The sequence below is a fragment of the Pseudomonas sp. GL_091 genome, assembly GCF_057837725.1.
In genome coordinates this window covers 4,558,321-4,571,689 of the sequence record NZ_CM174451.1, presented here as the reverse complement: position 1 = coordinate 4,571,689, position 13,369 = coordinate 4,558,321, and the positions used below count along the sequence as shown (strand labels likewise).

The 13,369-nt window shown below is 59.8% G+C and carries 14 protein-coding genes; 3 read left to right on the top strand and 11 right to left on the bottom strand.

All coding sequences use genetic code 11. The features are described 5' to 3' along the window. Positions 1 to 723, bottom strand: coding sequence for a phosphatidylcholine synthase (pcsA, locus tag AC3ITY_RS20730; RefSeq protein ID WP_489304632.1), 723 nt, complete (start codon positions 721 to 723; stop codon positions 1 to 3). 258 nt (positions 724 to 981) lie between these two features. On the opposite strand from pcsA, the gene AC3ITY_RS20725 reads away from it, so the two are divergent. After that, positions 982 to 1,713, top strand: coding sequence for a tellurite resistance TerB family protein (locus AC3ITY_RS20725; protein WP_489304631.1), 732 nt, complete (start codon positions 982 to 984; stop codon positions 1,711 to 1,713). Between the two features lie 102 nt (positions 1,714 to 1,815). Here AC3ITY_RS20725 and AC3ITY_RS20720 read toward each other — a convergent pair whose 3' ends face one another. From AC3ITY_RS20720 to potE, 8 genes are all read right to left on the bottom strand, one after another. Next, positions 1,816 to 2,490, bottom strand: coding sequence for a DUF3313 domain-containing protein (locus AC3ITY_RS20720; protein ID WP_489304630.1), 675 nt, complete (start codon positions 2,488 to 2,490; stop codon positions 1,816 to 1,818). Positions 2,491 to 2,540: 50 nt separating this feature from the next. Then, entirely contained in the window at positions 2,541 to 3,809 is a 1,269-nt protein-coding gene (locus AC3ITY_RS20715; RefSeq protein ID WP_489304629.1) for an OmpP1/FadL family transporter, read from the bottom strand. Between the two features lie 68 nt (positions 3,810 to 3,877). Then, positions 3,878 to 5,491, bottom strand: coding sequence for an arylsulfatase (locus tag AC3ITY_RS20710; RefSeq protein WP_489304628.1), 1,614 nt, complete (start codon positions 5,489 to 5,491; stop codon positions 3,878 to 3,880). 220 nt (positions 5,492 to 5,711) lie between these two features. After that, entirely contained in the window at positions 5,712 to 5,990 is a 279-nt protein-coding gene (locus tag AC3ITY_RS20705) for a DUF3303 domain-containing protein (protein ID WP_489304626.1), read from the bottom strand. A gap of 203 nt (positions 5,991 to 6,193) precedes the next feature. After that, positions 6,194 to 6,733, bottom strand: a complete 540-nt coding sequence (locus tag AC3ITY_RS20700; RefSeq protein ID WP_489304625.1) for an HD domain-containing protein — start codon at positions 6,731 to 6,733, stop codon at positions 6,194 to 6,196. Continuing rightward, entirely contained in the window at positions 6,733 to 7,134 is a 402-nt protein-coding gene (locus AC3ITY_RS20695) for a hypothetical protein (protein WP_489304624.1), read from the bottom strand. Before AC3ITY_RS20695 ends, AC3ITY_RS20700 begins: the two co-directional genes overlap by 1 nt. Positions 7,135 to 7,362: 228 nt before the next feature. Beyond that, complete coding sequence (locus tag AC3ITY_RS20690) at positions 7,363 to 9,648, bottom strand: Orn/Lys/Arg family decarboxylase (protein ID WP_489304623.1); 2,286 nt, start codon at positions 9,646 to 9,648, stop codon at positions 7,363 to 7,365. Further along, a complete protein-coding gene (gene potE / locus AC3ITY_RS20685; RefSeq protein ID WP_046040324.1) occupies positions 9,645 to 11,054 on the bottom strand; it encodes a putrescine-ornithine antiporter in 1,410 nt (469 codons plus the stop codon). Before potE ends, AC3ITY_RS20690 begins: the two co-directional genes overlap by 4 nt. 182 nt (positions 11,055 to 11,236) lie before the next feature. On the opposite strand from potE, the gene AC3ITY_RS20680 reads away from it, so the two are divergent. Together AC3ITY_RS20680 and AC3ITY_RS20675 are read left to right on the top strand one after the other, a co-directional pair. After that, on the top strand, positions 11,237 to 11,566 hold the full coding sequence (locus AC3ITY_RS20680; RefSeq protein WP_489304622.1) for a hypothetical protein: 330 nt from the start codon (positions 11,237 to 11,239) through the stop codon (positions 11,564 to 11,566). A gap of 124 nt (positions 11,567 to 11,690) precedes the next feature. Then, positions 11,691 to 12,107, top strand: coding sequence for an organic hydroperoxide resistance protein (locus AC3ITY_RS20675; protein WP_150725279.1), 417 nt, complete (start codon positions 11,691 to 11,693; stop codon positions 12,105 to 12,107). A 120-nt stretch (positions 12,108 to 12,227) separates the two neighbouring features. Here the strand turns inward: AC3ITY_RS20675 and AC3ITY_RS20670 are convergent, their stop codons facing one another. Beyond that, on the bottom strand, positions 12,228 to 12,737 hold the full coding sequence (locus tag AC3ITY_RS20670; protein ID WP_489304621.1) for a copper chaperone PCu(A)C: 510 nt from the start codon (positions 12,735 to 12,737) through the stop codon (positions 12,228 to 12,230). 1 nt (position 12,738) lies between these two features. Continuing rightward, positions 12,739 to 13,344 carry an SCO family protein gene (locus tag AC3ITY_RS20665; RefSeq protein WP_095945888.1) on the bottom strand — a complete coding sequence of 202 codons (606 nt, stop codon included), beginning with the start codon at positions 13,342 to 13,344 and terminating at the stop codon, positions 12,739 to 12,741. Positions 13,345 to 13,369 lie beyond the last annotated feature (25 nt).

Here is a 13,369-nt window from a genome sequence, read left to right as displayed (position 1 = left end):
CTACTTGAGCCGCGATTCGTCGAGCCACTCCAGCGCCGTGCGCCACAAGCAGATGCCCAGGAAGTACGCCGACATCAGCAGCCACAGCCCCATCACCAACGGGTTGATCTGCGGATGGTTGAGTACCAATGACAAGCTGCACAGCAACCAGATGGCCGTCACCGCAATGTTGATCGGCATGAACCGGCGCACGCGAAACGGGTGCAGGAATTTCATCCGGGTCACGGTCAGCAGCGCCAGGCCGATCACCGTGACGAAGGTGATCCACGGTGACGGGGCGATGATGTACAGGCACAGGGCAACCACGTTCCAGGCAGCGGGGAAACCCTGGAAGTAGTTGTCTGTGCTCTTCATGTTGACGTTGCAGAAACAGAACAGCGACGACACCAGAATCAGCGACACGCTCAGCAGCAAGGTGTAGTCCGGCAACGGGATGTAGCGATAGATGAACAGTGCCGGGATAAACACATACGTCAGGTAGTCGATCACCAGGTCGAGGATCGAGCCATCGAAACTCGGCAACACCGACTGCACGTTGACCTTGCGTGCCAGCGCACCGTCCAGTCCATCGACGATCAGGGCGACACCCAGCCACAGCAGGCAATGGGTCGGCTGGTTATCCAGCAGGGACAGGGTGGCGAGGAAAGCGGTGACCACGCCAGTGGCGGTAAAGCCATGGGCGCCCCATGCTTTGAGCCTGGCGATGTACAGGGTTGAAATCACGGGGGCGTTCTCCAGTGAATGAAGCAAGCCAGTTGTCACCCCGCGTACGGGGGCAGTGGCAAACCGGGTCGGGTTGCAGGTATCGACCGGGTATCCGGGAATAAGGTTCACCACCTATGAATCTTAGCTGCGCTGGCAAAAAGTACCCCGGACCCATCCGCGGTAGCGCGGGCGGGTCAGCCCAACGGTGCTGGCACATTCGCTTGCGGGGGCTATCGTTGCCTGACTGTATAAACGCCCTTTAAGAGGACAAACGGCATGAACACCAGCGATCTGCTCGAACAATTACTGCGCGCCGGCCAGGGCTCGATGGCGCAACAGGGAGGCGGTGGTGCGTCGGCCCAAGGCGGGCTCGGCGACCTGGGTGGATTGCTCGGCGGCTTGTTGGGCGGCGGGGCTGCTGCAGGTGGTGGCGGTGGTGGCGCAGGGTTGGGCGATTTGCTCGGTGGCTTGCTCGGCGGTGGTTCACCGATGGGTGGTGTACCGCAAAGTCGTTCCGCTGGTGGCACCCATTATGCGGCGCTGGCGTCCTTGGGCATGATGGCGTTCCAGGCGTACCAGGCCTGGCAGCGCAGTCAGGTGTCGGCTCCGCAAGAAGCGCCACGGACCGTGGACTTGCTGGCCGGCCCGGAGGCCGAGGAGCACAGCCATGCGATCCTGCGGGCATTGATTGCCGCGGCCAAGGCCGATGGCCGGATCGATGACGCCGAGAAGCAGATGATCAGCACTGAAATCGGCCGTCACACGGACGATCCGCAATTGCAGCAATGGCTGGACGACGAGGTCGCCAAGCCACTGGACGCCAATGAAGTGGCGCAATCGGCCACCGACCCCGGCATGGCCTCGGAGATGTACCTGGCCAGCGTGATGCTGGTGGACGACCAGCAGGACGCCGAGCGCAACTATCTGGATGAACTGGCCGCGGCGTTGCAGATCGAACCGCAGCTGCAATTGCATCTGGAGCAGCAGGCCAAGGGTAGTGCGGCCTAAATCGCCTTGGGCAACAGAAACCTGGGGATAAAGGAGTGACCGCAAGAGTCAGGAAGGAACTCCATGTGGCGAGGGAGCAAACCCCCTCGCCCCATGAGTGTGTTACTTGAGGAACGCCTGGAAGTCGGTGCCCAGTTTGTCGATCGCCGCCTTGAAGTCCTTGGCGGTAATCTTCTGGCTTTCATTTTCCAGGGCGGTGCCAAACACCTTGCGCACCACTTTGGCCACGGTCTGGTTGCTCTTCGCGTCGATGAACTCGGCTTCGATGAACAGGGTAGTGTCCTGGTCACGGTGACCGGTAGCAGCCTGAGTTGCCCCGACTACGGCCGCGATGGGCACCACTTCATACCACTTCATGCCTTCGTTCTCGGCGTTCACCCCGGTAATTGCCGCACGCATGATCAGAGGGCGGGAACCCGCCGGAGCGGACGAGGTGTTGGACACTACGCGGTACTTCTGACCCAGGGAGGCCTTGGCCTTGCTGGTCATGTAGTTCTGAATGTCGGTCAGCGTCTGCTGGTTGACACGCTCGTCGGGTTTGGGAGCCGGGTAGAGCTCCAGTTTGTTGAACACCACAGTGTCATAAGCATTCGGGTTCCACGAAGGGCTGACCCAACGCATCGCGGTACCGCCGCTCGGCGTTTGGACTTCCTGCAGGTTGTTGTAGTTGGACAGGAAACCTGAGTATTGCTCCTTCTCAGTCACTTTCGAAGTGCAACCGCCTAGCAACAGACTGGCCAGCGCGGCGCCGACGAGCAGTTTTCGGGATAGATTCATAGTGGTGTTTACTCCTTGGATGAAATCGTCGTTCTTTTGTTTACAAGACATCAAAATCGCCAGGTCATGTTCCCGGTCAGGGCTTGAATCCAGGCATTGTCGAATTGACCGGAAACTCGATTGCTCGATACGGATTTGGCCTGGTCAACCGGCATGTCGCCGAGCCAGACCATGGCCCAACTGACGTTGACATCGGTGTCCTTGTTCAGAGCATAGGTGGCTCCTGTGGCAATGCGCCAGGATTCGTTCATTGGCACCACCACACTGCGGTTGCTGTCCGAGACGGCGCTGCTGTCGTAGGCCACGCCGAAGTTCCACAACCACTGCTCGGTGGCCTGGTATTGCGCGCCAAGGGAGAGGTGCCAGGTGTCCTTGAAGCCGGCGTCGACCGTTTGCGATTGCGCACCAAAGGCCGTGGTGTCGACCTCTACGGCGATGTCGCCGAACTCGGACCAGTCCTGCCAGTTGGCCGAGGCCAGCAGCGCCCATTGCCGGTCCAGTTGCTGGAACAGGCTCAGGGTGACGGTTTGCGGCACCTTTATGTCGAGATCTGTGTTGGTGTTGTTGACTCTTTCGAGCAGGCGCCCGTCGCCCTTCACATCGAGCCGGTCCTCGAAGTCCAGGTCGACCTGGCTGGTGTAGGTCAGGCCGATGCGCGTGCCGGGTTGCGGGGCGTAGATCACGCCCACGTTGGCGCCATAGCCCCAGGTGTTGTCCCGGTACTTGTATTGGCCGTCAGAGCGGTCGGTGAAGCCGAAAGGGGAGCGGTCGATGGCGGTGTCCGCCTTCAGCATGCCGTACATGGCCTTGATGCCCAAGCCGACCGACCACTGCTCGTTGAAGCGATAAGCCACGCTCGGTACCAGCGACAGGCCGAGCAGGCTGGCGTTCTGTGCGAAGTAGCGGCCGGACCAGTCGTTGTCGTAATTGACCGCCAGGCCGAAGTCACCGTACTGGCCGAAACCGACGCTCCAGTGCTCGTCCAGTTCATGGCTGATGAAGAAGCTGCCACCGGGAATCGGATCGAGGGCATTGCCACTGCCGCTGCCCGGGGTGTTGGTGCCGGAGTCGCGGTCGAAGCTCAAATCACCGTACAGGACCTGCAGGCCGGCGGTGATTTGCGTACCGGGCAGAAAGCTCATGCCCGCGGGGTTGCTGGCGATGGTCGAGGGGCCTTGGGCACGGGCGGCGGCACCGGCGTTGGCCAGGCCGGCGTTATCGGTGCCGATTTCATAGAGCATGATGCCGCCGGCCCAGGCTTGCTGGCAGCACAGGGCAAGTAGCGCAGAGGCGGGCAGGGTAGTTGTTTTTATCTGCATTGAAATCCCTCGGCAATTGTCCATTTCGAATACGGGTGGACTGCACCAGCCACCCGTGGATTCGGCTGTTACTTGGCCATCTCTGCTCGAGCCTTGGCGATCTTGGCTTTAACCGAGTCGAGGTTGAAACTCGCGCCTTTTTGCATCGGCGGGAACTCGATCGCTGTTTCAGCCAGTTTGGCCACCTGCTGCTGGACGAACACGAAACGCCAGAATTGGAACTTGAACCAGTCGAAGTATTGTTGCGAACCCTGTGCGGCCTGATTTTCCGGCCAGCCCATGCGCTCGAATGGGTCGAGTCGAAGATTGGTCAGGTTCGGCACGTCCACATCAACTTTAGCCCCCAACCAGCCACCCGGTTGGTCAATGAAGCGATATTTGTAGTCGTCTATGCGCACTGCACCCAAGGAGCTTTCTCCGAAGTAGAAAACTTCATGTCGGTTCGACGGACCTTTTCCGGTGATCATTGGAGTTTGATCATAGCCGTCCAGGTGAACTTTGTAGGTGGTATCGCCCAATTGTTTGCCTTTGAGCAGTTCGGCGGTGATGTTCGGGTTGCCTGCCGCCGCGACCAGGGTCGGGAACCAGTCCATGCCGGACATGATGCCGTTGGCGATCTGATTGGCCGGCACCTTGCCTGGCCAGCGAATGATTGCCGGCACCCGGAAGCCACCTTCCATGACCGTGCCTTTGCCCATGGCGAACGGGGTGGTGCCGCCATCGGGCCAGGTGAAGTTTTCCGCACCGTTGTCGGTGGTGAAGATCACGATGGTGTTGTCGTCCATGCCGTCTTTCTTCAGCTTCGCCAGGACGTCGCCGACGATGTCATCGAGCTGCGCCATGCCGGCTTCCTGTTCCGACCAGCCATTCTGCGAGTTGCGCATGGCTTCGTACTTGTCGGACAGGTGCGTGACGATGTGCATGCGGGTCGGGTTGAGCCAGACGAAGAACGGTTTGTTGTCCTGTTTGGCCTTGTCGATGAAAGAGAAGGCCTTGTCGCGAATCTCCTCGTCGACGGTTTTCATCCGCTCCGGATAGAGTGTCCCGGCGTCTTCGATTTTCTGCTTGCCGACCTTGCCCCAGCGCGGCATCACGGTCGTGTCATCGGTGGTGGAGGCCCAGCTGTGGACCATGTTGCGTGGGCCCACGGTCGCGAGCAGTTCCTGCGGATAATTGGGGTGCGCCGGGTCTTCCATGGCATCGAGGTGATAGAGGTAGCCGAAGAATTCATCGAAACCGTGGACGGTGGGCAGGAACTGGTTCAGGTCGCCCAAGTGGTTCTTGCCGAACTGGCCGGTGGCATAACCCATGGCCTTGAGTGCGGTCGCGATGGTCACGGCTTCGGCGGGAATACCCACGGGCGAGCCGGCCTGGCCGACGGTGGTCATGCCCGTACGAATCGGCAGTTCGCCGGTGATGAAATTGGCGCGTCCGGCGGTGCAACTGGCTTCGGCGTAATAGTCGGTGAAACGCATGCCTTCATTCGCCAGTTGGTCGAGGTTAGGCGTTCTGCCAGCCATCATGCCCTGGTTGTAGACACCGATATTCGACCAGCCGATATCGTCGCCCATGATCACCAGGATGTTGGGGGACTTGTCGGCCGCCAGGGTCTGGCCGGGAAACGCCATTGCAGACAGCAACAGGGGTATCGCAAACATCGAGGAGAAGGTTGTCCGGTTCATGTTGAGCTCCTGCGTACTAGCGTGAGTACATCGAGACGAGCCCCCAGCCGCCGTTGAAATGCGTTATCCCCCGCGATGAGCGTAGGTTTGAATTGCGAAATATCCAGTAATGAGTAGTCAGAAAGTCAGTGTTTCAGGGGCGTTGCATCGAATTGGCATTCCGGCGAAGCAGCCGCTCAAGTCGGGCAGCGAGCGATACTCGCCGCCCCCTCCTTCGACATTACCGGGCGGTAGTTGCAGCCAGCAATGGTGCGATTTGCTCATCGGTCAATGCGGCGTGCACGTCCATGCTCATCAGGTCGTTCCACTCCAGCACCCACCTTTGAATCGGCACCAAATCACTCGCCTCGGCAATGCCGAAGCCGGCCGAGCTCCCTACGGCGTGCCAGCGCCCGTGCATGGTGACGCCTGCGGGCGGCGCGCCACCGGTCTTGAGGAAACGTGCGATTGCGGCATCACGGTTGTCCGGGCTGATTGTCCAACTGACGATGAATAACATCGGCCACCTCCTGTTGCGCATTGGCACCTGTTGTCTGCGCGTACCTGGCTGGCGCCGGGGCCGTGGCCACGCTTGGGTTTCCAGTTTCGTCCTGGCTGGCTTGCGGCAAAATCTCCCAAGGAAGGCATAGCAGTGCCCCGCGATTCATGTATGACCGCCGATCCTGTTCCGGTGCATTTTCGAGGGGGTAACAGACGCCTGTTTCACCAGCGCAACATGGGCAGAGGACGTAGCGGCGAGCGGAGCAATTGCCGGGCCGAAAGCTTCATTAGCATCGAGTGAAAACCGTGATCGGGAAAGGTCGCCTGCACGGTTTTGATGAAGCTTCGGGGCAAGCCGAAACGCACCAGGCCCAGGGACACATCCACCAGGTCGGCCCGGCGGAAGGGTTCGACGCTATCGGCGCAGGCGCCGCGATACCGGCGCAGCTTGTGATGCTCAAGTATCAACGCGCAGACTTCATCCTTCAGTTCCGGACGTTGTTGGCTGTCGAGATGTTCGGTGGCCAGGGCAATGGACGGGGACAGGTAATCAAGGGTGTCATCGGTCCAGATACCCAGGTCATGAAACGCCGCCGCGATTTGAACGGCCTCCGAGGGCAGGCCTTCGGCACCGCAAAGGGCGCCATGGAAATTCAGCACCCGGTAAATGTGGTTGCGGTAGCCCTGCAGGTCGGCACCGATGGCCAGGGCGAACGAGGTGAGAATCTCGTCGGTGAGGGGGAATTCGAGAATGGGTTTCATCAGGCGTCACGCAACAGGTCGTTGGCATTGAGCAGTTCGTAGGCAATCTCCGGGCGCTTTTCCATGGAGCGGCGAATGGCGGCGGGGATGTTGGCGCGGGTCTTGCGGCACAGCCCCGGCAGTTCGCCAATCTGGATGCCGATGCCGCGCATGGTGCGCACTTCGTTGAAACCGGGAGCGATGTTCACGCGGATGCCCAACTGCTCGAACATACGCCGTTGCACGAGCTCCAGATCGCTCAGGCTCTGCAGGTTCTCCAGGCGTTCGATCAGGCGTTTTTCTTCGTTGCGGGTCAAAAACAGAATGCGCAGGTCCGCCCCTGGTGTTTCCAGCAACGGGTCACGCCCGCAGTCGCAGGCGCCGGGCGGGCAGGGTGAGCGGATCGCAGCGGTGGTGGTCATGGGGATCAATCATAGAGCGCTGTGATCGAATTTGCCCATAGGGATTTTTGGGGGGATGCAAAGCAATGTGGGAGCGAGCTGTGGCGAGGGGGCTTGCCCCCGTTGGGTTGCGAAGCAGCCCCAAAATTTCCGATGTTTCGAAGATCTTGTGAGTGCTGCGCACTCAAACGGGGGCAAGCCCCCTCGCCACAGCTCGCTCCCACAGGTGTTGCGGTGAAGCTGCGTGACTTATTTCAGTACCAGCATCCGATAAACGCCATCCTCAACCTCGATCCCGTGGGTGTCATGGGTGAAGCCGGGGAAGGATTTGTCGAAGGCTTCCAGTGCCTTGAGATACGCCAGCAACGGACCGTCCGCAGGCCCTGCGTTCTCACCCGGCATGAGTAGCGGGATGCCTGGTGGGTACGGCACGATACCGGTGGCGGCAAGGCGTCCGGCGGCTTCGTTGAGGGTGACCAGTTCGATGTCGTTGCGCACCAGTTTTTCGTAGGCCTCCACCGGACTGAACTCGGCTTTTGGCAGGGTGCCGAAGGCCTGGGACATGTTGGCGGTGGTCTTGTGTTTCTTCATGGCGGCGAAGATTTCGTCGGCCAGATCCTTCAGGCCCATGCCGGCATAGCGTTGCTGGTTGGCGTTGTACAGGTCGGGCAGGCACAGCTCGAGCTCGGCGTTGTCGTCGTAGTCACGTTTGAAGTCGAGCAGGGCATTGAGCAGCGTGCCCCATTTGCCTTTGGTGATACCGATGGAGAACAGGAACAGGATGGTGAAGTCGGTGGTTTTCTCGACCACGATACCCTGACGACCCAGGTACGCGGTGACTACGCAGGCGGGGATGCCGTTGGCGAGCAGGTTGCCGTCGTCGCCCATGCCCGGGGCAAGTACCGAAACCTTGATCGGATCGAGCATGCAGTAGCCGTCTTCGATGTCGCCGAAACCGTGCCATACCGCGTTCGGGTGCAGGACCCAGCAGTTCGGGTCGGTTTTAAGCGTAGCCGGGTCGACCTCATGGAACGGCACGGTCGCTGCGCCAACCTGTACGGTCGGCGGCTGCCAGCAGGTGAAGAACCAGTCATCCTTGCTCAGCATCTCGTTGTGCATGCGCGAGAGGACCTGGCGGAAGCTGATGGCTTCTTCAATCGACTCGTTGGTGAGGATCTGCCCACTCGGTGCTTCCATCATCGCCGAGCTGACGTCGCAGGACGCCATGATCGCGTAGTTCGGCGAGGTCGAGGCGTGCATCATGTACGACTCGTTGAAGCGCGCATGTTCGATCGGGTTACGCCCGTCGCGCACGTGGATCATCGAGGCCTGGGACAGGGCGGCCAGCAATTTGTGGGTCGACTGGGTGGCGAACACGGTCGGCTTGGACTTGTCGTGATCGGCCGGATTGCCGTGCATGGCATGGCGTCCGCTGTACAGCGGGTTGAAACGCGCATAACCGTACCAGGCTTCGTCGAAGTGCAGACGGTCAACGCTTTCGCCCAGCAGGTCTTCGACGCGGGTGACGTTGTAGGTCAGGCCGTCGTAGGTGGAGTTGGTGACAATGGCGTGCACCGGCGTCGGGTCGATACCTGGCTTGACCAGCGGGTTGCTGGCGATGGCGGCTTTCACGCCTTCGGCGCTCAGGGTCTGCGGCAGGATCGGGCCGATGATGCCGTAGCGGTTGCGGGTCGGCACCAGGTAGGTTGGAATCGCCCCGGACAGGGTCATCGCATGCTCGGCGGACTTGTGGCAATTGCGGTCGCACAGGGCGATCTGGTTGCGCGTGACGCTGGCCATGAGGATGACGCGGTTGGACATCGACGAGCCGTTGGTCACGTAATACGTGCGGTGGGCGCCGAAGACCTTGGCGGCATAGCGTTCGCCCTGGCCGATAGGGCCGCTGTGATCGAGCAGCGATCCGAGTTCGCCAACCGAGATCGACAGGTCGGAACGCAGCAGGTTCTCGCCGAAGAACTCGTAGAAGGCCCGGCCTGCGGTGCTTTTCAGGAACGCGGTGCCGCCGGCATGGCCGGGGGTGTGCCACGAGTATTCATAGTTGCGGGCAAACTTCACCAGTGCGCCGAACATCGGCGGCAGGGCGGCCTGGCGATAGCGTTCGATGGCCGCCAGGATGCGCCCGCTGAGGAAGCGGGAGGTGTCCTCGGGCAGCCAGATGAAGTCGTCGGCGTGTTGCATGACCAATAACGGAATGGTCGACGCGGTGGTACGGTCACTGATCAGGAACACCGGCACCCGGGTGTTGCGCTCGCGCAGCTTGACCAGCAATTTGGTGCAGTCGGCGTGGCCTTCGCTGGTGTCCATTTCCCATCGGATGAGCACGCATTGAATGGCCGGGTCCGAGCGCAGGATCGAGGCGGCATCGGTGAGGCTTTCCGAGGCCAGTACACTGACACCACGGCCCTCTACGTCGTGGACCAGTTGATCCAGGGCGCGGCCAAACACCGTTCGTTTGTCCGGCGGACTGCTGACCAGTAGCGCCAACATGCCCAGCGAGTGTTTATATTCCGTCATGCTTGAACCTCCATAGTGGCTGTATTCAGATTGTTCACCGGCACTGGCTCGGCAGTGAGGTGCTGCGCGCTGACGGTTTGCGTCGGCACGCTGTTGTTGAGTGCTTCGAGGCGGATCAGGCGGTTGTTGACGAAGCCGAACAGGGTGTAACCAACGATCGTGGCCACGCCGCCCAGCATCAGGGCCTGTTCACCGGAACTGTACAGCGCCAGGTAGCTGTAGGCCGCCGCGATCAGGGCAATGACGTTGGTCACCAGTGCCTTGCCTTCCGGCACGTTGGAGACTTTCTGCATGGTCATCAGCGCGGCCATGGACAGGATGTAAGGCACCAGGTTGGTCACCACTGCGAGGTTGACCAGGGTATCGAACTGCTTGCTCAAGTCGGGGCTGATGGTGAGCAGGGCCAGTGCGGTCTGTGCAGCGAGCAGTACCAGCATGCCGACAATCGGGGTTCCTGCCTTGTTGGCCTTGGCGAAGATCGACAGGAAGTAACCGGTGTCCGCCGAGCTTTTGTACACTTGGGCGATGGTGAACTGCCAACCCAGCAGCGAACCGATGCAGGCGAGCACCATGGCCGCCATCACGATGTCCCCGACCATTGGGGTGAACATCTTGGCGAACACCAGGCCGAACGGCGCGGTGGATGCGACCAGTTCTTCGTTGCCGACGATACCGAAGATGACGTTGGTGGAGACGATGTAGATCACCGCCGCACCCAGGGTGCCGCCCAGCACGGCAATCGGTACGTTGCGCTCAGGGTTTTCCACCGCGTCGGTGTTGGCGCAAGCCGATTCCAGGCCGAGGAAGGCCCACAGGGTGATCGCCACCGAGGCGCCTGCCGCTTCGAACCAGCCCTTGTCGTGGGGGTTCCAGCCAGCGGCGTAAACGCTGCTGTCGAACCAGAACCAGCCCACCGTGGACACCAACACCACCGGAGCAATCACACCCCAGACGGTGATCGCGCCGATCCGGCCGGTAATGCTGGCGCCGCCAAAGTTGGCGAAGGTGGTGATCCACAACAGAGCAATAGTGGCCAGGCCTACTTGCAGCGAATCAAGTTTTATCCCGAACAACACCTGGATATAGCCGACCGCGGTAATACTGATCGCCACGTTGGCAATCAACAGCGAGAGACCGTAGGTGTAGTTGGTGATGTAGTTACCTGCTTTACCGAACGTGTATTCGGCATAACCGCCCATGCCGCCGGTCTTGCGGCTGAGCATCCCGCATCGTGCAAAGGCGTAGGCAAGAGCGAGGGAACCGGTGGCCGTCACCAGCCAGGAGAGGATCGAAATTGCACCGACTTCCGCGAGTTTCGTCGGTAGCAGCACAATGCCGGAGCCCAACATGTTGACGGCGGTCAACATTGTCAGTTGCCCCACACTCATTTTCTTTGCGACTGACATTCCGTTGCCTCACTTAGTTGGCGATTGAGAGTCTTAGCTATAGCAAAGGATTGAAAACTCGCAAGAAATGGCATCACCCATCTGGTTTTCGCATTAATTTGCAGAAAAGGCACGATGCTGGCCCACAAGTTTAAAAATCCTCAGCAAAATTAGTTGATTTTCAGCTAGTTAAATAGGTCAAGATGCGCAAGATATGGATCGCGTTAATTCCGCTAGTTGCTGCGGGTATAGCCCATTCGGCTCAAGCAAAAGAACTGGCCAGCAATGATCAGTACATGTGCAGTTGGGGCGCGGGCACCGCGGCAAGGGCTCAGGAACTCAAGCTTTCAGGCGTTTCCTTGTATGCCGCCCGCCAGAAAATCCAGGCTTACAAGTTCGCCAAAACCTGGATGCGCATGATGGCACTTGGTATTACAGAGCAAACTTATGACAGTCCGTCGCGATTGAAACCGACTGCTGTACGGCAGAGCTTTTATGAGGACTGCGTCAGGTACAAGTTGGCGCGTAAATAAAGAAGAAGCGGGCACCGGTCGGATCGACCACGGTGTGGGCCTGTGACGTCTATATTGATTGACCATCCCAGCGACCGGATGGGGCGTTAAAACCGGTTTCTTACAACTCAATCAGGAGGTCACCATGAACCAGATCGATAAAGTGTTGTACACCGCCCAAACCCACACCACCGGCGGGCGTGACGGCGCGTCCCGCAGCTCCGACGGAATCCTCGATGTGAAGCTGTCGTCGCCAGGTGCGGGCGGTGGCGGTACTAACCCCGAGCAACTGTTCTCTGCCGGCTGGTCAGCCTGTTTCATCGGCGCCATGCAGGTTGCGGCCAGGGAAATGAAAGTGGCGCTGCCCAAGGATGTGGCCGTCGATGCCGAAGTCGACCTGGGCACCAATGAAGGCGGCTACCTGCTGCAGGCGCGGCTCAATGTCAGCCTGCCGGGGCTGGACCGTGAAACCGCACAAAAAATCGTCGACACCGGGCACCAGTACTGCCCGTACTCGAAAGCCACGCGCAACAACATCAACGTCGTGCTCAAGCTCGTTTGAGTTGACATGAACAGGTCTTGATTTCTAAAAAAAAGATCGCAGCCTGCGGCCGCTCCTACACGGGTTTCACGGGAGCTGCCGCAGTCTGCGATCTTTTTGTGTTGCGATACTACGGGTAAATCAATTCATCTTGCTATGATCATGCATCATCTTGCTGTGATCCATGGTGCCAATCGCCTTGGCAACGGCTTCAACCTGAATCGACTGTTTCTCGCCCTTGGCGTCTTCGACGGTCAGGGTCAGTGGCACCTTGTCGCCTTCCTTGATCTGGGCCGTCAGGTTCATGAGCATGATGTGGTAGCCATTGGGATCGAAGCTCACCGCTTTACCGGCGGGCAGCGCGACGGCGCCCACCTGCTGCATTTTCATCACGTCGTCTTTCATGCTCATTTCATGAATCTGCACAAGCCCGGCAACCGGCGTTTGCACGCTCAGCAGTTTGCTGTCGCTGCTCGCGGTGACGGTCATGAAGGCACCGCTTGACGGCTGGCCGGCCACGGTGGCGCGGACCCAGGCGTCTTCGACCTCGGTTTGTGCCGACACCTGAAAGGCCAGGCCAACCAGGGACAAGCCCAGCGCCAGTTGCTTGCAGCGTTGTGCGAAACGGTTTTTAGCCTGCGGGGTATTCATTTCAGCAAACCTCCATCACGGTGAGCAGGTCTTCTGCGCACTCTTGGGCCGTCAGGGACGTGGACAGTCCCAGGCGCAGAGTGCCCCGGGAGTCGAAGACATAGCTGGTCGCGGTATGGGAGAGGGTATAGGTATCGCCGCTCGGCACTTTTTCAAAGAACACGCCAAATTCCTTGGCGGTGGCGGCGGTTTCTTCCAGGGTGCCGTACAGCGCTTCGAAACTCGGGTCGAAGGCTTTCACGTATTTATCGATCATCTCGGGTGTGTCGCGCTCAGGGTCCAGGGTGATGAAGATCACCTGCAGCCTTTCGCCATCGCGACCCATCAGCTTTTTGGCCTGGGCCGCACGGGCCAGGGTGGTCGGGCACACGGCCGGGCACTGGGTGAAACCGAAGAACACCATCGGCATCAGGCCGCGATAGCTGCCCAGCATCCGGGTTTCGCCCTGAGCGTTCTTGAGCTTGAAGTTACGCCCCATGATCTTGTCGCTGAGGTCTTTGCCGTACTTGAACGACAGCTTGCTGCTGTCGTCGCAACCGGCGAGCAGGCCCAGGCTCAACAGGCCCATGCCTTGCAGGACGGTTCGGCGGGTATACAAAGTACTCATGGAAAAAAGCATCCTGTTGAACAGG